The organism is Stenotrophomonas sp. INTA L402-1 (genome assembly GCF_059295135.1).
Map to the genome: position 1 here is coordinate 25367 of NZ_JCAFWP010000037.1, position 20578 is coordinate 45944.

The 20578-nt window shown below is 66.0% G+C and carries 18 protein-coding genes and 7 tRNA genes; 12 read left to right on the plus strand and 13 right to left on the minus strand.

Annotation, left to right across the window (positions count from 1 at the left end):
• Positions 1-46 precede the first annotated feature (46 nt).
• The 4 genes from AC5O77_RS17940 to AC5O77_RS17955 all read right to left on the minus strand — a co-directional run bounded on the left by AC5O77_RS17940 (position 47) and on the right by AC5O77_RS17955 (position 4822).
• On the minus strand, positions 47-1480 hold the full coding sequence (locus AC5O77_RS17940) for a DcaP family trimeric outer membrane transporter (RefSeq protein ID WP_478056765.1): 1434 nt from the start codon (positions 1478-1480) through the stop codon (positions 47-49).
• A gap of 517 nt (positions 1481-1997) precedes the next feature.
• A complete protein-coding gene (dsbG, locus tag AC5O77_RS17945) occupies positions 1998-2840 on the minus strand; it encodes a thiol:disulfide interchange protein DsbG (protein ID WP_032129379.1) in 843 nt (280 codons plus the stop codon).
• 30 nt (positions 2841-2870) lie between these two features.
• Complete coding sequence (locus tag AC5O77_RS17950) at positions 2871-3674, minus strand: TlpA family protein disulfide reductase (protein ID WP_478056766.1); 804 nt, start codon at positions 3672-3674, stop codon at positions 2871-2873.
• A gap of 80 nt (positions 3675-3754) precedes the next feature.
• The gene (locus AC5O77_RS17955) at positions 3755-4822 is read right to left on the minus strand and encodes a GlxA family transcriptional regulator (protein WP_032129381.1); all 1068 of its coding nucleotides are present in this window, start codon (positions 4820-4822) and stop codon (positions 3755-3757) included.
• 186 nt (positions 4823-5008) lie between these two features.
• On the opposite strand from AC5O77_RS17955, the gene AC5O77_RS17960 reads away from it, so the two are divergent.
• From AC5O77_RS17960 to AC5O77_RS17990, 7 genes are all read left to right on the plus strand, one after another.
• A complete protein-coding gene (locus tag AC5O77_RS17960; protein ID WP_032129382.1) occupies positions 5009-5422 on the plus strand; it encodes a heavy metal-responsive transcriptional regulator in 414 nt (137 codons plus the stop codon).
• Positions 5423-5511: 89 nt separating this feature from the next.
• Positions 5512-5587 (plus strand) — tRNA-Ala (locus AC5O77_RS17965).
• Between the two features lie 54 nt (positions 5588-5641).
• A tRNA-Glu gene (locus AC5O77_RS17970) sits at positions 5642-5717 on the plus strand.
• Between the two features lie 184 nt (positions 5718-5901).
• Positions 5902-5977 (plus strand) — tRNA-Ala (locus AC5O77_RS17975).
• A gap of 49 nt (positions 5978-6026) precedes the next feature.
• Positions 6027-6102 (plus strand) — tRNA-Glu (locus AC5O77_RS17980).
• A 46-nt stretch (positions 6103-6148) separates the two neighbouring features.
• Positions 6149-6224 (plus strand) — tRNA-Ala (locus AC5O77_RS17985).
• Between the two features lie 47 nt (positions 6225-6271).
• Positions 6272-6347, plus strand: a tRNA-Glu gene (locus AC5O77_RS17990).
• A 165-nt stretch (positions 6348-6512) separates the two neighbouring features.
• Here AC5O77_RS17990 and AC5O77_RS17995 read toward each other — a convergent pair.
• On the minus strand, positions 6513-6929 hold the full coding sequence (locus tag AC5O77_RS17995; RefSeq protein WP_010484960.1) for a GNAT family N-acetyltransferase: 417 nt from the start codon (positions 6927-6929) through the stop codon (positions 6513-6515).
• A 77-nt stretch (positions 6930-7006) separates the two neighbouring features.
• Between AC5O77_RS17995 and AC5O77_RS18000 the strand changes: the two genes are divergently transcribed.
• On the plus strand, positions 7007-7963 hold the full coding sequence (locus AC5O77_RS18000; protein ID WP_478056767.1) for an SOS response-associated peptidase family protein: 957 nt from the start codon (positions 7007-7009) through the stop codon (positions 7961-7963).
• Between the two features lie 45 nt (positions 7964-8008).
• Here AC5O77_RS18000 and AC5O77_RS18005 read toward each other — a convergent pair whose 3' ends face one another.
• Together AC5O77_RS18005 and AC5O77_RS18010 are read right to left on the minus strand one after the other, a co-directional pair.
• Positions 8009-8206, minus strand: a complete 198-nt coding sequence (locus AC5O77_RS18005) for a hypothetical protein (RefSeq protein ID WP_010484956.1) — start codon at positions 8204-8206, stop codon at positions 8009-8011.
• A gap of 69 nt (positions 8207-8275) precedes the next feature.
• The gene (locus AC5O77_RS18010) at positions 8276-8656 is read right to left on the minus strand and encodes a response regulator (protein ID WP_032129385.1); all 381 of its coding nucleotides are present in this window, start codon (positions 8654-8656) and stop codon (positions 8276-8278) included.
• 132 nt (positions 8657-8788) lie between these two features.
• Between AC5O77_RS18010 and AC5O77_RS18015 the strand changes: the two genes are divergently transcribed.
• From AC5O77_RS18015 to AC5O77_RS18025, 3 genes are all read left to right on the plus strand, one after another.
• Positions 8789-8874: transfer RNA gene (locus tag AC5O77_RS18015), tRNA-Leu, on the plus strand.
• A gap of 70 nt (positions 8875-8944) precedes the next feature.
• Positions 8945-9487 (plus strand): GNAT family N-acetyltransferase, encoded by a 543-nt coding sequence (locus AC5O77_RS18020; RefSeq protein ID WP_494507030.1) that lies wholly within the window; start codon positions 8945-8947, stop codon positions 9485-9487.
• Between the two features lie 115 nt (positions 9488-9602).
• On the plus strand, positions 9603-11039 hold the full coding sequence (locus AC5O77_RS18025) for a GGDEF domain-containing protein (RefSeq protein WP_317218543.1): 1437 nt from the start codon (positions 9603-9605) through the stop codon (positions 11037-11039).
• On the opposite strand, the gene AC5O77_RS18030 is transcribed toward AC5O77_RS18025, so the two are convergent.
• Together AC5O77_RS18030 and AC5O77_RS18035 are read right to left on the minus strand one after the other, a co-directional pair.
• Positions 11036-12862, minus strand: coding sequence for a methyl-accepting chemotaxis protein (locus AC5O77_RS18030; protein WP_478056823.1), 1827 nt, complete (start codon positions 12860-12862; stop codon positions 11036-11038). The two genes, AC5O77_RS18025 and AC5O77_RS18030, sit on opposite strands and share 4 nt — an antisense overlap.
• Before the next feature lie 255 nt (positions 12863-13117).
• Positions 13118-13720: a GNAT family N-acetyltransferase gene (locus AC5O77_RS18035; protein WP_478056824.1), complete on the minus strand. Its 603-nt coding sequence runs from the start codon at positions 13718-13720 to the stop codon at positions 13118-13120.
• A 95-nt stretch (positions 13721-13815) separates the two neighbouring features.
• Between AC5O77_RS18035 and AC5O77_RS18040 the strand changes: the two genes are divergently transcribed.
• A complete protein-coding gene (locus tag AC5O77_RS18040; protein WP_121503560.1) occupies positions 13816-14904 on the plus strand; it encodes a DUF5694 domain-containing protein in 1089 nt (362 codons plus the stop codon).
• Between the two features lie 39 nt (positions 14905-14943).
• Here AC5O77_RS18040 and AC5O77_RS18045 read toward each other — a convergent pair whose 3' ends face one another.
• The 4 genes from AC5O77_RS18045 to AC5O77_RS18060 all read right to left on the minus strand — a co-directional run bounded on the left by AC5O77_RS18045 (position 14944) and on the right by AC5O77_RS18060 (position 20444).
• The gene (locus tag AC5O77_RS18045; protein WP_049400551.1) at positions 14944-15174 is read right to left on the minus strand and encodes a hypothetical protein; all 231 of its coding nucleotides are present in this window, start codon (positions 15172-15174) and stop codon (positions 14944-14946) included.
• A gap of 62 nt (positions 15175-15236) precedes the next feature.
• Positions 15237-17426, minus strand: coding sequence for a PAS domain S-box protein (locus AC5O77_RS18050; protein WP_478056825.1), 2190 nt, complete (start codon positions 17424-17426; stop codon positions 15237-15239).
• A 207-nt stretch (positions 17427-17633) separates the two neighbouring features.
• Complete coding sequence (locus tag AC5O77_RS18055) at positions 17634-20021, minus strand: Tex family protein (RefSeq protein WP_180845173.1); 2388 nt, start codon at positions 20019-20021, stop codon at positions 17634-17636.
• Positions 20022-20228: 207 nt separating this feature from the next.
• Positions 20229-20444, minus strand: coding sequence for a hypothetical protein (locus AC5O77_RS18060; protein WP_005410085.1), 216 nt, complete (start codon positions 20442-20444; stop codon positions 20229-20231).
• Positions 20445-20578: the final 134 nt, after the last annotated feature.

Sequence of the window (20578 nt, forward strand, 5' to 3'; positions counted from 1 at the left end):
ACAACCGGGCGTGGGGACGGTTACGCTGGCGTACGACCGCTGGCGCCTATTTGATGAAGTTGTATTGCAGGCTGCCCTGCACCCGGACCGTGTCGCCGCGCGCGCCGCTCTGCTGTTCCAGGCGGCCGTACAGCAGCTCCATGCCCATCGTCCACGACGGTGCCGGGCTCCAGATCAGGTTGAACACGCCGTAGCGGCTCTGCCGGAATGCATCGGCCGCCAGTGCGGCATTCCGCTCCAGGGTCAGCTGGCCGAAGATCAGGTTCGAACGCCACGGCTCGGACCAGTAATGGGTGTAGCCAACGAACCCACCGTGCAGGTCCAGGGCATCAAGGCGGTCATCGGCATTGACCACCGCGTCCAGTCCGGAGCCGGTCAGGTCGGCGGTGTAGCGACTGAGACCGCGCCCGCCGAGGGCACCGAACAGCAGCAGGTCGCGCTCGCCTACCGATGCCGATCCGCTCAGCTGCAGGCCACCGGCCATGCGCCGGTCGCGCTCATCGTCACCGTCATAGGCCAGGCTGCGTACCACCGCGCCCAGTTGCAGGTGGCCCCAGTCGCGCTCCATGCGCGCGGTCACCGTCACGTCGGGCAGGCGGTTCACTGCCGCTCGCTCATCGCTGGCGCCGGCCAGTTCGGTCTTCGGATCTTCGGCGGCGACGGTCAGGGTGTTGCCCTTGCCCATCGCAAAGCTGTGGTGGATGCCTGCCACCAGCAGGTAGCCGGCACCGCCGGGACCTGCGAAGTCCAATGTATCGGGCAGGCTGTCCGGATCCATGAAGCTGGAGTAGCCGTAACCGGCATAGGTATTGCCGAGCTGGCCATAGGCATGGCGCAGCCGGAATTCGTAGCCGTCACTACTGCCGAAGAAGTCGTTCTCCAGGTAGAAGCGCAGGTTGCCGTGCGTGGTCGGACGTCGCGCCTCGAAACTGAAGCGGGTCTGCTTGGCATGGATGTTGAAGTTCGAGACATCACGATGACTGCCACCGACCGGCATCGACGAGGGAATGAACTGATCCTCATCCCCCGCTGCACGCGAATCGGCGATGGCATCCAGCTTGGCGTAGCCGCCGATACGGATCACCGTGTCAGTACCCGGAATGGCGAAGAAGCCCTTCAGATCCGGATCGGTCGGGCCGGCCGCACTGTCCGGTCGCGACGCGGCGGTGGACGGATCGGCCACCGATTCGCGCTGCGGCAGCACCGGCTGTGCCACGCCCGGTACCTGGGTGGGGTGCAGCAGGTTGGCAGTGCTGGCAGGCGCGACCACGGCGGCGGGTGCCTGTGCTGTAGCAGGCGCAACGGTTGCGTCGCGCTGCTCAAGGCGGTCCAAACGCTGCTGCATGCCCTCCAGCGCCTGCCGCATGGCCGCAATCTCACGACGCAGCGCCTGCGCGTCCTCCTTGTCATCCACCTGTGCATACGCCGGCGTGATCGCCAGTGCTGTCACACAGGCCAGGCTCAGTACCGCCACGCGCATTGCATCCTCCCTGGACGACCCCTGTTCGCAGCACGCAGACAGGACGCACGCATGCGCCACTCCGGCCTCGTGCTGCCGTTGCTGGAAATGCGGATACTGCGTCGACGACACCGGCCAGCCTGCGCATGGCAGGCAACAGGACGATGACACTGTCCTGCCCGCACCGATGTCGACGCCATCAAGGCCGCGCTGCCAGAGAGGTGGCGACCGCAGCGGTCTGGGTAACAAGCACGGAGTGAGAGTGTCGTGAATGGCTGTGCCAGCCGACCCTGATCAGGGCGTGGCGAGCGCGGCATCCATCGCGCATTGACGCTGTATTCCATGCGTCACAGGCTAATCCGCCTGTCGTTTTTGGCCTTGATTGGAATCAAGGCGGGATGCTTGATGTCAGTCACGATTCAGACGTGACGATGAACCACTGTTGCGCGGGCCCGCAACCGCAATGCCCGCCATGGAATGCGACAGGCCCGCATGCTGCCATGCGGGCCTGCGCAATGTTTCATGGGGCTGGCGCCACTCAGCGCGGGCCAAGCACCGTCTGCAGATCGGCACCCTGCGGCAGACCCGCACGACGCTGCACCTGGCCCTGTGCGTCCTGGAACAGGATGCCCGGTGTGCCCTGGAAGCCCATCTCGATCATCAGCACCTGATTGGCGTCGAGCTTGCCAGCGATCTCGCGGCTGATGTTCGGCAGCGCCTTGATGCCACCGCGATCAAAATCGTGCTCGTTCTGCAGCAGCGCTGCGCTCGGGTCACGCGCGGCAAGGATCGCCGCGGCCTTGGCCGGGCTGTCCTCGCGGATCACGCCGACCATGATGTGACGCAGCTGCACCTTGCCGGCATCGACCCACGGCCGTGCCGCTTCCCAGAACTTGTGGCAGTACGGGCAGTTGGCATCGCTGAAGGTATAGACCACGCGCGGCGCATCGGCCTTGCCATCACGCACCCAGGCGCTGGCTTCCAGCTTGGTCCACATCTTGGCCGACATCGGCGAAGCCACCAGCTTTTCAACGGCCTCAGCGGCTACATCGTTGCCCTCCGCATCGAACAGGCTGCCGACCAGTACGTTCTTGCCGTCAGCAGTGACATAGGCCGCTGCCGGCTGCTGGCCGCCGACCACGCCGGCGAAGCCCCGCAGGCCACCAGGGGCATCGAATTCTGCGACGACCTCGAAACCATGCTTCTCGATGCCCTTCAGCACCGCAGGGCGATCGCCCTTGTTGGCCGTGGCTGTGGCGCTCGCTGCCGGTGCCGCGGCGGTCTTGCCCGGTGGCGTCTGTGCCTGGCTGCAGGCGGCCAATGCCAGCAGGACCGGCAGCAACAGCACCGCAGGGGCGGTGCGCAGGGAAGTCGACAACATGGGAACTCCGTAGTGAGATGCCCGCGCAGGCTACCGCAGCCGGCGCAGTTTGTGTTCAAGACCGGCTGCCGTCAGTTCGCCGAGGTGCAGTTCACGCAGGCGCCCTTGGGCGTCGAAGAACAGGGTCGAGGGATAGGCCTGCACGCCCAGCACCGTGGATGCCGCAGCGTCATCATCGAGCAAAACGTTGTGCAGCAGGAGCCGTTCGCGCGCAACGAAACCCTGGACTTCCTCAAGGGTTTCACCCTGGTTGAGGAACACGAACTGCACGTCCGCATGCGCCTGCTGCGCCGCAGCCAGGACCGGCATCTCGCGCCGGCAGGGCCCGCACCAGGTCGCCCAGAGATTCAGCACCAGCGGTTTTCCCCGGAACTGCTGCAGATCAACCCTGCCACCCTGCAGATCAGCAACCTGCAATATCGGCAAGGGCATCTGCCGCTCCTGCCATGCGGACAGCAGTTGACTGCCGCCCGCCCATAGCAGCGCACCCGCCAACGCCGCGCCCAGCACCGGGGCGCGCAACGTCCGCCATGGGCGCACCCGCCACAGCCCCCATGCTGATCCCGCAACCAGGACAACCACCAGGTGGTAGCCACCATCGGCAATCTGCAGAATGCTCCACGGTGCCTCGCGATACAGCGCGAAGTTCAAGGCCACGAAGCTGATGCGACCACACAGCAGGCCCACCAGCAGCATGTCCAGAACCATGCTGGGTGCAGAAGGCAGCGGCATGCGGTCCTTCCTGCGTGGCCACAGACGCGCCACGGCCATGGCAATCACTACGCACACGAGAATCAACACCACCGGCATCGGCACCGGCCCAACGCTCGACATCAGACCACCTGTTCAATCGTCCACTGACTGCATGGTCGAAGTGTCGCGCTCCGGTTGCAAGCGCGACGATGCCGCCGACATCAGGCCGCGCTGCGCCCCAGTTGCATCACCGACGGCGATTGCAGCCCGCGCAGGCTGCCTGCCACCGACGGCATCAAGGGCCGCTCGCGACGCTTGCTGCTGACGTGACGCCGATAGTTGGCCGGCGTCATGCCAACGATGCGCAGGAACAACCGGCGGAAAGCACTCTGATCAGCGTAGCCGACACCCCACGCCACCTCATCGATACCCGCCCCCTGCTGCAGCAGGGTCTGCGCCTTGGCGATGCGCAGCCGTTGGCAGTATTCGATCGGCCGCAGGCCGGTGGCCTTGAGGAACCGCCGCTGCAGTGTGCGCGGCTCCAGCCCGGAGACCTCGCAGATCGCGGCAAGGGTGGCGCCGCGTGCCGCCGTGGTGTGCAGCCAGCGCTGTGCCTTCAGCACATCACGATCGCCATGTGCGAAGTTGGCGCTGAAGCGCTCCAGGTCCTGCTGGATCGTGGCGGGCACGGTGATGCCCAGTTGCTGTGCGACCGCACTGGCCACGCCCTGCCCGTGCAGCCGGTACAACAATCGCAGGCCAAGGAAGCGCCAGGCCTGGGCCCCGCCGACCGTCAGCAGGTCACCGTCATCCACCAGCGCCCGCTCACTCGGCACCCAGCTCGCGGCCTGCGCCTGCAGGCCTGGATGGCGCCCGAGATCGGGGCCACTGACCGTACGCCCGGCCAGCAACCCGGCGCGTGCCAGCACGCTGACGCCATCACTGGCGGCGGCCAGCAGACTGCCGCCGTCATAGTGCGCGCGCAGCCAGTCCAGCAGGACCTCGTCCGCGCGCAGGCACGCGCCGGCACTGATCTGGCCGGGAACCGCGATCACAGCCGGGATGGCCGCATCGAGCATTTCCGCACCCGCAATACGATGCACCCCGGTCTGGCTGGCCGGCACGATCCAGCGGGTGACCAGCACCCGCTTGAACGGCCGACGCTGCTGCTGGGCAAGGCGATTGGCAACGTGCGCCATTTCGGCCAGTACGGAGGCGGCAGACGGATCACCTCCCGGGTATTCAACCACCGCGATCTCGACGAATCCTTCGTTCCTGAATCCTTCCACAGACCACCTCCTCGGTTCGTTGCAGGCCATCGAACGGCCGGTTCAGGCGAAGGGTAGGAACTGGTCCATCGGCGGGGCTATGAAGAAAGTTGCAAAGTGCGCTGAATGCGCGCACCCGGGCCAAGCCTTGACTCTCGACCTTACTCCAGGCTTCACAATGGTCGGCAGCCCCTGCAGGAATCCGCCATGAACATTGGACAACTGGCCCGCCAGGCGGGCGTACCGATCGATACGGTGCGCTACTACGAACGACAGCAGCTGCTGCCGACCGCTGCCCGCTCGGCGGGTGGCTACCGCATCTTCGGCGAGCAGGACCTGCGCCGGCTGCGATTCATCCGCCGCGCCAAGGCGCTGGGCTTCAGCCTGGAAGAGATCGGCGAGCTGCTCGCATTGAGCGATCGCCACTCGCAGGACATGGGCAGCGTGCGCGACACCGCGCAGGCGCGCCTGCAGGACATCGCACAGCGGATGGCGGAGCTGCAACGCATGCACACTGCACTTTCGCTGCTGGTCGACGCCTGCCCGGGTCACGGCGCGCTGGACCAGTGCCCGATCCTGGCGGCACTGACCGATGATGCTGCACAGGCGAAAGGCGACTGACATCGGCTTCGCAACGCACGTGAAGAAAAGTGCAACAAATGCTTGCCAACCCCCTGGGGCAAGGCTATTATTTCGCTCCTCAGCGACGTGGGGCCATAGCTCAGCTGGGAGAGCGCCTGCATGGCATGCAGGAGGTCAGCGGTTCGATCCCGCTTGGCTCCACCAATCTTTCGGCATTAGGCCGTCGAAAGGTCGCTAAAGAACATTGATGAGAATTGCGTCCCCATCGTCTAGAGGCCTAGGACATCACCCTTTCACGGTGGCGACCGGGGTTCGAATCCCCGTGGGGACGCCACTCATCACGAACAACGAGGACCCGGCCGATAACCGGGTCTTTTTTGTTCACCGCCTACCGGCATTCAGGTTGTGGCGTTGCGGTTCCCCTGCCCTCATGGTCGCGGTTGAACCGGAACGAAAAAAGCTCAAAAAAGGCTTCCACAAACGTGAACACGCAGGTATGATAGGCGGCTCGGTAACACGGGGCCATAGCTCAGCTGGGAGAGCGCCTGCATGGCATGCAGGAGGTCAGCGGTTCGATCCCGCTTGGCTCCACCACTTTCGACATTAGGCCGTCGAAAGTTCTACAACTTGAAGTTTTTCGTGCGTCCCCATCGTCTAGAGGCCTAGGACATCACCCTTTCACGGTGGCGACCGGGGTTCGAATCCCCGTGGGGACGCCAGTTTCAAAACGGACTCTGCTCCCGGCAGATCATCCGGAGTTTCATTGGGGCCATAGCTCAGCTGGGAGAGCGCCTGCATGGCATGCAGGAGGTCAGCGGTTCGATCCCGCTTGGCTCCACCACTTCGACATTAGGCCGTCGAAGGATCTACAATTTGAAGTTTTCGTGCGTCCCCATCGTCTAGAGGCCTAGGACATCACCCTTTCACGGTGGCGACCGGGGTTCGAATCCCCGTGGGGACGCCAATTCTTTAAAACCCCGGCTTCGGCCGGGGTTTTTCTTTGCCTGTGATTCCTGGGAAGGCCCTATCCACGCATGGCGTGGATCTACTGCAGGGCCGGGATGGATCCGGCGGCCGGTTGGCCCAGTAGATCCACGCCATGCGTGGATGGCTTCAACTCGGCCACACCTCAGAACCGGCGATACATCCCGATCGATGCAGGTGCGGTGGGTGCGAAACCAAACTGCGCGTACAGCCGGTGCGCTTCACCATCTGCCAGAAGGCTGACGTATGCCGACGGCGGCAGGTTCGCCTGCATCCAGCCCTCCAGGCGACGCATCACTTCCTTGCCCAGGCCCTGACCCTGCAGGCGCGGCAACACAGCGATATCGCAGACCTGCAGGTGGCAGCCCCCATCGCCGACGATGCGCCCCATCGCCACCAGCTCGTTACCCTGGTAGGCACACACGCCATACAGGGTATTGGGCAGCGCGCGTGCCGCCGCCTCCTGGCTCTTGGCACTGAGGCCCGCCAGCACACGCAACTGGCAATAGTCTTCGACCGTGGGCACGGCGTCGCGGAACTGGCAGGCGACGGAATCATTCATGCGCTATCTCCCTGTAGGTCGGGCTATCCTGCCTCATCCATGTCGCATCTGCTGCGACCCACGCCCGCAGAGTTCCCATGTGCTATTCCGCCCTCATCCGCGCCGACTACGCCAAGCTGGTGCGCGAGTTCGGCGCCATCCTGTCGCTGGAAGAATTCGCGGAGCTGTACGCGCACGATCCTGGCAAGAAGCGCCCCAGAACTCCCAAGGCGATGGATGACGGCTTCGCCGGCGCGCGCACCGAGCAGGGCCGCGACATCGTCGCGAAAATCCAGCAGTGGCATGCGCAGGAACGCCAGGATCTGGAAGCGGAGCTGGCCCGCCAGCGCGAGCGACGCGATATTGCCAATGCCACGCTGGCGACCCGCCCCACCCAGAAGGCACGCAACGACCTGCGCGTGGCCGGCAACCGCATCGATCGTGCGCAGGCTCGGCTGGAAGATCTGCACCGGGTGCAGCTGCTGCCGCGCGACAACCGTATTTTCCCCGGTACCTACGCACCGGTGATGGTCAGCGAGGGCGGCAAACGCGTGATCAAGCCGATGCGCTACCAGTGCCGGCTGCCGGACAAGCCTGCGCGCAACGACGTGCTATATCCGGGCACCTACAACGCGCGGCGCGACAGCCTGGAAGGCTATTGGCGCGGTGCGTTCGGGCTGCGCCACGGCGTGGTGGTGGTGCAGGCGTTCTATGAGCACGTGCCACGCCATGCCATCGCCGGCCGTACGCTGGGTGCCGATGAGAAGGATCAGGACGTGGTGCTGGAGTTCCGGCCCGATCCCCCGCGCGACCTGCTGCTGGCCTGCCTGTGGGCGGAATGGGAAGGACCGGAAGGTCGCCTCCTGTCATTTGCCACGATCACCGACACGCCTCCGCACGACGTCGCCGCTGCGGGCCATGACCGCGGCGTCGTTCCCATCCGCAAGGAACACCTCGATGCCTGGCTCAATCCCGATCCGGATGACCTGGCGCGGCAGTACCGCATCCTCGACGACCACGAGGAGATCCACTACGTATACGAAGAAGCGGGCTGAACACCGCGCACAGATGAAAAACCCCGCCTGGGCGGGGTTCATGGATCAGGGATTGCCGCCGCACATCGCCTCTTCGCAGAAGGCCTGTTCCTGCAGGCATTGTTCGACCTCTCCACCCCGCGCGATGCAGCTCTTGTAGAGCTGGAAACAGGGCTGGCCACACCACGCGGCAGAGGCCGTACCACCGAAGACCGCCATCGAAAGGACACCCGCAGCAACCATGCGCTTGATCCACTTCTTCATGCCACTCTCCTTGTAGGCCTGAGCATTCAGGCCCGGGCAGGATACGCCCACCGCTTCAGCACGCGCCAATCAAGCGCTGGCGCTGGCGCGGCCCACTGCGCGTACCAGCGCCTGGCTCAGATCTGCCGAGAGATAGGGCTTGACCAGCAGCACGCCGGCCAGCATCGGCTCGGGCAGCTGCTCGGCCTGCATCCCGGTGGCCAGCACGAACGGCACCCCGCGCGCCGACAGTGCCGCAGCCACCGGCTCGCTGGTCTCATTGCGGGCCAGGCGGTAATCGAGCAGGGCCACGTCCGGGGTCGACGCCTGCAGCAGGCGCAGCGCTTCAGCCACGCTCGCGGCCAGCCCCACCACCGTCGCACCGGCATGCACCAGCTGCATCTGCAGCAGTGCGGCACTCATCTCGTCGTTCTCGACCACCAGCACCCTCAGGTCCTGCAACACTGTCATCGGCTACCGCTCCTGGAGGCATTCAAGCCGCCGCAGTATAGCCATGACAGGGCCGAAGCCGACAGGACGCGCCCCGATCGGCCTCCCCACTATGAAAGCCGTGCCGACCTCGGTTACACTCGCACGCTGCCTGCCGGTGTGGCGGAATGGTATACGCAGCTGACTCAAAATCAGCCGGGGGTGACCCCATGAAGGTTCGAGTCCTTTCACCGGCACCACTGCATCAAAGGCCAGGTCCCCGACCTGGCCTTTTGCATTTTCAGGACCGGAGCGCCGACACTGGCGACGATGCCAACGCCCGCCCTGCCCACGCTCCCCGCCACCCTGCCCGCACGTCTGCGTCCACTGCACGTGGATGATGCTGCCGCCTGGGCCGGCTATCTCTCGCTGCCGGGCGTGACCGAGCACACCAGCTGGGGCGACGTTTCCGAAAGAGCACTGCGCTGCCAGATCGCCGGTTACCTGCCCACGGCAACGGACCAGCGCTGGGCGCTGGTGGGCGCCGACAGCCAGCTGATCGGCACCGTTGGCCTGAACGGAATCGACCTGTCGCATGGCCGCGGCGAACTTGCCTATGATCTCGATCCGCGCTGGCAGGGTCAGGGACTGGCCACGCACGCAGCACGCGCGGTGCTCGAATGGGGCCATGCCGCACTCGCTCTGGTCCGAATCCAGGCGACTGTCCTGGACAGCAACGCCCGCTCGATCGCTGTGCTGGAAGGCATCGGCATGCAGCGCGAAGGCCTGCTGCGCGCTTACCGGCGGGTTCGAGGACAGCCCCGTGACTTCTGGATGTACGCCCGCGTCGAAGGCTCCGCGTCACCATGCTGAAACACAACTGCGACTTCCGGCAAGCTTTGGAATAGACGCAGCGCACACTTTTCTTGCAAGCCACACGTGCTTCTGCCTATCGTGATCCCAGCCGGAGCTGGGGGCGGGGGAATGCATGACGTTGCGTGCGGCACTGTTTTTTCTGGTCACGCACGCGCTCGTCATTGCCTTTGTTGGCCCGCAGGACCCGGTCGGCTCCTACCTGATGCTGATCACTGCGCCGTTGCTGGCTGCACTGGCCTGCGTGCGGCGTGCGCGTGACAGCCGCCAGGCGGCCTGCAAATGGCGGACGCTGGGCGCTGCCGTGGGCCTGTTCTCGCTGGCCCTGCTCGCCCTGCTGTACCGCAATGTGGCCGGCCTCGATCCTGCGCAGATGACCGTGTCTTCGCTGATCCTGTACGTGTTCTACCGCATCCCCCTGACCTACGTGGCCGCCAGCCCGGGCGGCGGCAACCGCTGCATCCGCGCGGTGGACCTGCTGATCATCGCGCTGCTGTGGCTGCTGTACTTCGGGCACACGCGGGCGATGGCGCATTTCAACGCCGCATTGTGGACGCAGTGCCTGAACGCCATGAGCAACCTACAGAACAGCCTGGTGTTCTGCTTCGCGCTGATCCGCTTCCTGGCCGAGGACAATCCCGACCGCCGCGATTTCTTCCGGACACTTGCGATCTACGCGCTGGGCTATTTCCTGCTGGCGTTCTACATCAACACCTACCAGCCGCAGCTGCCTGACGGCAACTGGGGGGACCTGCTGATCAGCGGACTATTCGTGGTGCTGGCCGTCATGGCCGCCAGCAAGCGCCGCTATCCGGCGGTGGAGGTATCGCGCAGCCTGCGCCGCATCGTCGACGCCGGCGTGCCGTTGATGCTGCCCTTGCTGCTGATGATGGTGGCGCTGCTGGTCGCGCGCCTGCAGCCCACCCTGGCCACGGTGGGCTTCATTGGTGCCATGCTCGGTTATGCCCTGCGCAGCGTGCTGAGCCAGGTGGAGATCCAGCGCCAGCGCGATGAGCTGGAAACGCTGGCGCGGCGCGATCCGCTGACTGGGCTGGGCAACCGCCGCAGCTTCGACGAATCTCTTGGCAATGCCCGTGGCCGCGCACGCCGCCAGGGACTCGGGCTGGCGGTACTGATGATAGACATCGACCACTTCAAACGGCTCAATGACACCTATGGCCATCCGGAGGGTGATCGTCGCCTGCAGTCGGTCGCCGCCATTCTTGATGGCTGCCTGCAACGAGGTGACGATCTGCTGGCGCGCTATGGCGGCGAAGAGTTCATCGCCGCCCTGCCCTCGCCCGATGCCGCCCACGCACTGGGCCTGGGCGAACGGCTGCGCGCTTCGGTCGAAGCCGCAGCCCTGCCCGCCCCCGAGGCCACCATCACCATCAGCATCGGCGTGGCCTGGCAGGCACCCGGCGAAGACCGCGATCCGCGCGACCTGGTCGAACGCGCCGACCAGGCCCTGTATCGCGCCAAACATGCCGGACGCAACTGCGTACGCGGCGACACCGATAGCAAAGAAGACCCGTCCGGTCGCCGCGCCTAGACCGCGTGCAGCCCCGCTGTTCCGTGCCGGTGCCCGGCCCCGCCCTGCACGCGGAAACTGGCCACGGTCTGCAGCAGCTGCGCCGACTGCTCTTCCATGCTGCGCGCCGCCGCCGACGCCTCCTCGACCAGGGCCGCGTTCTGCTGGGTGCCCTGATCGATCAGGTCGACCGCATGATTCATCTGCTGGATATCGTCGCTCTGCTGCTGCGAGGCCGTGCTGATTTCAGTCATCAGGTCACTGACCCGGCGCACGTTGGTCACGATTTCATCCATGGTACGGCCCGCGCTCTCAACCTGCGCCGTGCCGGCGCCCACATTGGCAACCGACTCATCGATCAGGTGCTTGATCTCCTTGGCTGCGCTGGCCGAACGCTGCGACAGCTCGCGGATCTCAGTGGCGACCACGGCAAAGCCGCGGCCATGTTCACCGGCACGCGCAGCCTCCACCGCTGCGTTCAGCGCGAGAATGTTGGTCTGGAAGGCGATGCCGTCGATCACTCCGATGATGTCGACGATGCGCCGCGACGAGGCATTGATCACCGCCATCGTCTCGACCACTTCATGCACCACATTGCCGCCTCGAGCGGCGACGTCGGCCGCTCCGCCGGCCAGCTGGCTGGCCTGGCGCGCGTTGGTGGCCGTGCGCTGCACGGTCTCGGCCAGGCCCTTCATCGACACAGCGGTTTCCTCCAGCGAGGCCGCCTGCTGCTCGGTACGCTGCGAGAGGTCGCTGTTGCCCTGTGCGATTTCGGTCGCGCCGACTGCGATGGTGTCCGCGGCGAACTTGATCTGGCCGATGATCGCGGCCATCGCCTCGACCAGCGAATTCACGCCTTCGCACAGTTCTGCGATCGACCCGTTCTTGTCGGCGGTGGCCACGCGCTGGGTCAGATCGCCCTGCTTGGCGGCAGCCACCACCTCGCGGGTCTGCGCCACGGCGCGCTGCATGGCCTGGTTCTCGTGCACCTGCGCGGTGATGTCGGTGGCGTACTTGACGACCTTGAATGGCCTGCCATTGAGGTCCAGGATCGGGTTGTAGGATGCCTGGATCCAGACCTCGCGCCCGCCCTTGCCCAGGCGCCGATACTGGCCGGCGTCATATTCGCCGCGCCCGAGCTTCTCCCAGAACTGGCGATACTCGACGCTGCTGCGATGCTCAGGCTCGACAAACAATGAATGGTGCTGCCCGCGCACTTCGTCCAGGCTGTAGCCGGTAGCGGCCAGGAAATTGTCATTGGCCGACAGGATTCGGCCATCCATGCTGAACTCGATCACCGCCTGCGATTTGGCCATCGCGGCCAGTTGCCCCGCCGAGTCGGCCGCCTGCAGCTTCTGCGCGGTGATGTCGGTCGCGAACTTGACCACCTTGTACGGCCGCCCCTGGCGGTCCAGCACCGGGTTGTACGAAGCCTGGATCCAGATCTCGCGCTGACCTTTGCCGAAGCGGCGGTACTGTCCGGCGTCATATTCGCCACGCCCCAGGCGTACCCAGAAGTCGCGGTATTCCGCGCTGCGCGCCTGCTCGGGGTCGACGAACAGGGAGTGATGCTTGCCCTGGATCTCCTCCAGCCGGTAACCCATCGCCTGCAGGAAATTGTCATTGGCCCGCAGGATGGTGCCGTCGAGCGCGAACTCGATGACGGCCTGCACGCGATGCAGCGCGGCCACCTGCGCTTCCAGCTCGGTGCGGTCGGTCATCGCCGCCTCTGTGCTGGTGCGTTGCTGCGGCGCCAGCACGCCAAGCAGCGCACGCCACGGCGACCAACGGGTATGCAGCTCGGCCGGCGCCTGCGCGCCTGCCGTGAAGCCTGGAATGAGCATTGTCTGATCCTCGGTGTCCGGTAAGCGGTTGTGACCCGACGGGCGGGATGCCCGGCGGCAACATCAGTTGCCAGGGACTACAGGTGCCAACGGGCACCTCTCGAGCGACTGCCAAGAACGTCTGCTGCGGGTGCGATCGGCATCTGGAAACGGCGGAACACACTGCGCGGACCATCCGTCGGGGGCAGCCTGGGGTCCTGCGGCGGGTGACTGGAGCGGGATCCAGAGGGAGTATCGGCGACGCCGTCGGCCGCTTTAGCGGAATTCCGCGACGTCCGTCGCAACTCCGTGCATTGCAGCCGGAATGCGGTAGACGATTGCCGTGTACTTCACGCCCTGCTCACGTGCCACAGCCTGCCCACCGAGGGACTCAGCCAGTGCACGGCTGGACCGGTTCCGTTCCGCCACCGGGTAGCGGAACGCAGCACAGCGCAGGCGCCCGGAGGCCACCGACCACACCGCCGCCACTGCCTCGCGGCCATAGCCGTGCCCATGCATCACTTCTGCGATCCAGATGCCCAGTTCGGGTTCTGCTTCACGGGCTCGATGCAGGCCTGCCAGGCCAAGGAATACCCCATCCCCGCGCCTGCGGATCACCAACGTGATGTCGGTCCCGTCGGCGATGGTAAGCAGCCACGTCCGCCAGACGGCAGCAAACGCCTCCTTCGAGGGTGGCGGCTCAAACGCCATATAGCGGGTCAGCCCGGGTGTGATTGCCACAAATGCCTCGTCGGCGTCACCGGGCGTGAATGGCCGGAGGTGCAGCCGCGGACTGTCGATGGTCCAGTCGTCCAATGTCATCTTCTGCATCGCCTGGGCATTGCGTACAGCATCGCTCAGCAGAAGGATGCAGCTCAAGGCAGAAAGGTTTACATGACCAATGCGGGATTCCCCAGCAGGAGAAAATGACCAGCATGAAGGTCCCGCAGGATGCTTATCGACATGGAGATCGCATGTTCCCTCGCTTTGCCAGCCTTCTCTTCCTGGCCCTGTGCAGCAGCAGCGCGCTGGCCAACGACGCCGCCTATCGACCCGCCTTCCACCCCGACCAGCTGAAGGGACCACCCGCAGGACGCCCGAACGAAGTGCTGGTGCTGGGCAGCCCGCACCTGTCCAGCCTGCCGGAGACCTTCACGCCGGCGATGCTGGAACCTCTGCTGCAGCGCCTGGAAGCCTGGCGGCCCACCGCGATCGCGGTGGAGAACCTGTCCGGCCTGCAGTGTGACTTCATGCGCCGCAATCCGGCCCGATACGCGGAGAGCGTAGCGGACTACTGCGTCGATCCGGCACCGGCGCAGGCCGCCACCGGCCTGGACGTGCCCAGCGCCAACGTGGAGATGGAACGCCTGCTTGCGGATTGGCCGAAGGCGCCAACCGCTGCCCAGCGGCGCCGATTGGCCGCCGTGTTCCTGGCCGCGGGCGAAAGCAGCTCGGCAGTCGTCCAATGGCTGCGGCTGTCCAGGGAAGAGCGACGTGCTTCGGACAGCCTGACACCGGAGCTGGTGCAGTTCCTCGACACGCGCATGGCCCGCCGCAACGAGGCCGGACTGGTGGCCGGCGTACTTGCGGCACGCCTGGGGCTGGAGCGCCTGTGGTCGGTCGACGACCACACTGCAGATTCGCCAACACCGGAATCGCAGCAGAAGGCCTACGCTGCCGCCATACGCGGTGCCTGGGACAATTCCTTCGTCAAAGCGCGCAGGGCGGCCGATGAACGACTGGAGGCCAATCTTGCTCAACCGGATGGATTGCTCGCAATGTATCGCGCCTACAACACGCCCGAGGCCGCGATGGTGGCCTTCAACAGCGATTTCGGCGCGACCCTCGTCGAGCCCTCGCCGGAAGGCTTCGGCCGCAACTACGTGGGCTACTGGGAAACCCGCAACCTGCGCATGGTCGCCAACATGCGCGACATCCTGGGCCAGCATCCAGGCACCCGCATGCTGACCATCGTCGGTGCCTCGCACAAGGGCTACTACGAGGCTTACCTCGATCTGATGCACGACGTGCAGCTGGTCAGTTCGGATGAAGTACTGCGCTGACGCAACATGACGTGGAGGATGCGGTGACCATCCACCGCATCACTCCACCGCGTTCCTGCCCGTCCGCCACAGCACGATGCTGGCGGCACCGATACAGGACAGCGTGAACACCAGCAGGGCGACCGCGCCGCCCTGCAGTACCGGCAGCAGGGCCTGTGCGTGAAGGTCGCCTCGCAGCTGTTCCGCACGCAGGCAGGCGGCCAGCGCGAGGCACCAGCCAACCATCGCCGGGGCGTAGGCCCGCATCGCAACCGGGTTCCAGACCTTCATGGGATCACCTGCATGAGTGGATGTGCGCGCAGTATTCGCGCACGCCCTCTCACAGGCTGAGATCAGCCCTCGGCGGCTTCGGAATCATCGCCGGGCAGCTCACTGGCCTCGCCCTGCACCTGTACGTTGTTGCGACCCATTGCCTTGGCCCGGTAACACTGGGCATCAGCCGCTGCCACGGCCTGGTCCACGCTCATCCCACCCGCCAATGGCGCGATACCGATGCTGGCACCCACATGCAGGCGGTCCCGGTCCCACGGAATCGACAGCGACGCCAGGGTATGCAGCAGTTCACCGCCGATGCGCGCGGCACGACGCGGCGTGCAGCCGGACAGGATCACTGCGAATTCGTCGCCGCCCAGACGCGCCACTACGTCCGAATCGCGCACACCGTGGCGCAGCACGCTGGCCACCGCCCACAGCACGGCATCGCCAGCCAGATGGCCCCAGGTGTCGTTGACCGGCTTGAAGCGGTCCAGGTCGATGTACATCAACGACGCGGCCTGGCCAGTTCGCTCGACGCGGGTGATCGCCTGCTGCAGATGCACCTCGAAACCGCGACGGTTGCTCAGCTCGGTGAGCGGATCGATCTCGGCCAGATGGCGCGCTTCGCGCTGGCGCGCGCGCTGCTGGGTGTCATCACGCAGTACCCACACTGCACCGCGTACATGACCTTCATCATCGCGCAGCCAGGCACGGGTCAGGTCGACCGGGATCGTGGCCGTGCCCAGGCGCAGCAGAAGATCGGCGTGCAGGTCCACCGCATTGCTTTCCGGATCCAGCAGGACCGACACATCCAGTACCGAGCCGGGCGCATATTCGGTGGTCAGTGCCAGCACGTCCTGCACCTTGTGCCCGGCCAGCGACAGCGCGCCATCACCCGCCAGGGTGCGTACTGCGGCGGCATTGGCGTAATCGATACGGCCATCCAGGCTGACACTGAGCACCAGGTCGGCAACCGCATCAAGCGTGATACGGCTGCGCTGCTCGCTCTCGAACAGGCGCTGCTCGCTGCTGCGCTGGGCGCTGATGTCCTGGATCTGCGACACGAAATGCAGCGGTTCACCGTGCTCGGTGCGCACCAGCGACACCGACAGCCGCGCCCAGATCACCTTGCCGTCGCGATCGAGATAGCGCTTTTCCAGGTGGTAGTGGCTGCGCCGCCCGGCCAGCAGATCCTGCACCAGGGCCAGGTCGGTCTGCAGGTCATCGGGGTGGGTCAGGCGCTGGAAATCAACCTGCAGCAGTTCTTCGCGGGGGTAGCCCAGGATCCGGCACAGTGCGTCATTGACGTCCAGCCAGCGTCCTTCCAGCGACACCAGCGCCATGCCCAGCGCCGCCGACGTGAACGCACCGGCGAATTTCTCTGCCGACAGGCGTGCTTCGGCGCGCGCCTGCAGGATCTCGGTGATGTCGATGGACATGCCGACATAGCCGATCCGCGCGCCGCCGGCACCATCCATGCGGCTGATCGACAAGCGCACCTGGCGTGGCTGGCCATCCTTGCGCCGCAGTGTCCACTGCCGTGAATAGGTCTGCTCATCGGCGCGGGCGCTGAGTGCTTCAAACGCGCCCGGCAGGCTTCCGCCCGCAGCCGCCAGCGGACGCAGCCAGGCCGCCAGCTCGTCCGGATCGTGGAAATCACCCAGTCGCCGCTGGCCGACCACTTCTTCCGCGCTGAAACCCAGCAGGCGTTCCGCGCCGGTATTGAACAGGGTGATGGTGCCTTCGGTATCGGTCGCGATCACCGCCACCTCATCGGACGCGTCGACCACGGCCTGCAATCGCTGCCGGCTCTCGGCCGCATCCTGCCGCGCCTGCTGCAGCTCGGTCACGTCGGCGTGCGCACCGGCCATCCACAGCGGTCGTCCCTGCCCGTCCCATTCGAACACGCGGCCACGGTCGTGGATCCATATCCACTGGCCATTCTTGTGGCGCATGCGCAGCAGGCAGACATAGTTGTCGCTGAGGCCTTCGAAGTGATCCTCGAGTGCCGCGTCGGACAGGACGATGTCGTCGGGGTGGACCAGCTTCAGGAACGTTTTCTGGCACACCGGCTCCAGCTCTTCCAGGCGATAGCCGACAATCTCCGCCCAGCGCGCATTGACCCGCATTTCGCCGGTCTGCACGTTCCATTCCCAGGTACCGGCAGCGGTGCCGTCGATGATCATGGCCAGGCGCCGGCGCTCCTCTGCCAGTTCCTGCAGGCGCCGCTCGAGCAGCCCGTTGCCGTTGTTTCCCTGGCCCGCCATCAATCCGGTCCCCGGCCCGCACAGGCGGGCAGCAGCCGCAGCACAACGCTGCAGCCCTCAACGAAGACAACGGGTCCTGCTGGCGTCATGGCCCTCCCCAGCGACAGCGGGGAGGCCAAACGCCCCCCTCAGGCGCAAGTGTGCGCAATCACGGGGAAAATCGACAAGTCCCCCGCCACGAATCAAGCGTGACGGGGGACACGGTCCTCAACTGCGCTTGGCGCGGGCGAAGGCCTCCGCCAGGGCGTTGTTGGCCGGGGGCGCGGACTGAGCGGGACGGCCGCCATTGCCCTGGCCCCGGTTTGGCCCGCGGTTCTGGCCGCCTGCGTCGCGGCGCGGCCCCTGCCCCTGGCCGCGGTCATCACGCTGGCCCGGGCGGCTGGTGGCCTGCCCGGGGGTGTCGTCCAGGCGCCGGGTCAGGGCGATGCGCTTGCGCGCCACGTCCACCTCCAGCACCTTGACCTTGACGATATCGCCGGCCTTGACGACGTCGCGCGGGTCCTTCACGAAGGTATCGGAGAGCGCCGAGATGTGGATCAGGCCATCCTGGTGCACGCCGATATCGACGAAGGCGCCGAAGGCGGCCACGTTGCTGACCACACCTTCCAGCACCATGCCCTCGCGCAGGTCCTTGATGTCCTCGACGCCCTCGGCGAAGCGCGCCGCCTTGAACTCCGGACGCGGGTCACGGCCCGGCTTTTCCAGTTCCTTCAGGATGTCGCGCACGGTCGGCACGCCGAAGGTGTCGTCGGTGAACTGTTCTGCCTTCAGGCCGCGCAGGAAGCTGCCATCACCGATCAGCGCCTTGATCGGGCGCGCGGTGCTGGCCACGATGCGCTCGACCACCGGGTAGGCTTCGGGGTGCACCGCCGAGGCGTCCAGCGGCTGGTCACCATCGGCGATACGCAGGAAGCCGGCGCACTGCTCGAAGGTCTTCTCGCCCAGGCGCGCGACCTTCAGCAGGTCCTTGCGACGCTTGAACGGGCCATTGTCGTCACGATGGCGCACGATGTTCTCGGCCACCGTGGACGACAGGCCGGACACGCGCGACAGCAGCGCGGCCGAAGCGGTGTTCACGTACACGCCCACGGCATTCACGCAGTCCTCGACCCGCGCATCCAGCGCCCGCGCCAGGCGGTACTGGTCCACGTCGTGCTGGTACTGGCCGACACCGATCGCCTTGGGTTCGATCTTGACCAGTTCGGCCAGCGGATCCTGCAGGCGGCGCGCGATGGACACCGCGCCACGCAACGACACGTCCAGCCCCGGGAATTCCTTGGCCGCGAACTCGGACGCCGAGTACACCGAAGCGCCGGCCTCGCTGACCACCACCTTCTGCAGCTTCGGGTTGGCGGCAGCCTTGATCGCTTCGCCGGCCAGCTTGTCGGTTTCGCGGCTGGCGGTGCCGTTGCCGATCGCGATCAGTTCCACGTTGTGCTTGGCGCACAGCTGCTTGATCGTCTGCAGCGACTGGTCCCACTGCCGGCGCGGCTCGTGCGGGTAGATGGTCTCGGTGGCGACCAGCTTGCCGGTGGCATCGACCACGGCAATCTTGCAGCCGGTGCGGATGCCCGGGTCCAGCCCGAGTACGGTCTTCGGGCCGGCCGGCGCGGCCAGCAGCAGGTCCTTCAGGTTGTCGCCGAACACTGCGATGGCTTCGGCCTCGGCCTTTTCGCGAGCCTGGTTGAACAGGTCCAGCAGCAGATGGGTGTGCAGCTTGGCACGCCAGGTCAGGCGGCAGGCGTCCAGCAGCCAGCGGTCGGCGGCGCGGCCCTGATCGGCGATGCCGGCCTTGCGCGCCACGCGTCCTTCGGCGTACTGGTGGCCGGCCTCGGCCTCGCTGCCCGGGTCCAGTTCCAGGAACAGGATTTCCTCGCGGCGCGCACGGAACAGCGCCAGCAAGCGGTGCGAGGGAATCTTCGCCAGCGCCTCGGCGTGTTCGAAATAGTCACGATACTTGGCGCCTTCGGTTTCCTTGCCCTCGGCCACGCGGGCACGGATCACGCCGGTCTCGCCCAGCCAGGTGCGCAACTCACCGACCAGCGCGGCATCTTCGCCCCAGCGCTCCATCAGGATCGCGCGTGCACCTTCCAGCGCAGCCTTGGTGTCGGCCACGCCCTTGTCGGTGTCGACGAAGGAAGCCGCGAAGACCTGAGGGTCCTGCGTCGGGTCGGCCAGCAGGCCATCAGCCAGCGGTTCCAGACCGGCCTCGCGGGCGATCTGGGCGCGGGTACGGCGCTTGGGCTTGTACGGCAGGTACAGGTCTTCCAGTCGGCTCTTGGTGTCGGCGGCCAGGATGTCGTTGCGCAGGTCGTCGCTGAGCTTGCCCTGCTCGCCGATGCTGGCCAGCACCGCCGCGCGCCGGTCTTCCAGTTCGCGCAGGTAAGTCAGGCGCACTTCCAGGTTGCGCAGCTGGGTGTCGTCCAGGCCCCCGGTCACTTCCTTGCGGTAGCGCGCGATGAACGGAACGCTGGCGCCCTCGTCGAGCAGGCCGACGGCGGCACGTACCTGGGCGGACTGGGCACCGATCTCGTCGGCGATGGTCTGGGCGATCTGCTGGGCGAGCGCGCTCTGGGCGTTCTTGGCGTCGTGCATTGCTTCAGGTCTGTGCCGCGTTACGGGAAGACCCCATTCTGGCAATCCACGACGGAGCCGGACAAGGCATTGACAGGGGGCGAGGTTCAGCAGCGAGGCCGGAGTGGACGCCGGCATCCTGGCGAAAAGAGGGCTCGGACTGGCCCTGAGCTGGGATGCCGGCGCGGGCGCGCGATGGTGGGCGCGCCCTGCCGCGTGTTGCGGAGGTCAGCGGTAGTGGCGGGCGGCGCGCTGCATGACGATCTCGTCACGCATGCCTTCCAGGGCCATCAGGCGGACCTTGCCGACACCCTGCAGTTCCATGAACCGCTCCGTGTAGAACTCCGGCCCCAGCGCGGTGTCGGCGCGGGATTTGCTGAAGCCGTAGGGCACCACGCCCTTCTCGCCATCCTTGCTACCACCGACATAAAGAACGATTGCCATGTGATGTATTCCTCCAAATTGCTACTGCGTACTGCACTCGATGAGCGATGCTGCGAGCTCATCGAGGGAGAGCTTACCGCGTCGAACCTGACTGGAACGTCACGAAGGCTAATGACTGTCTCTTATACACATCT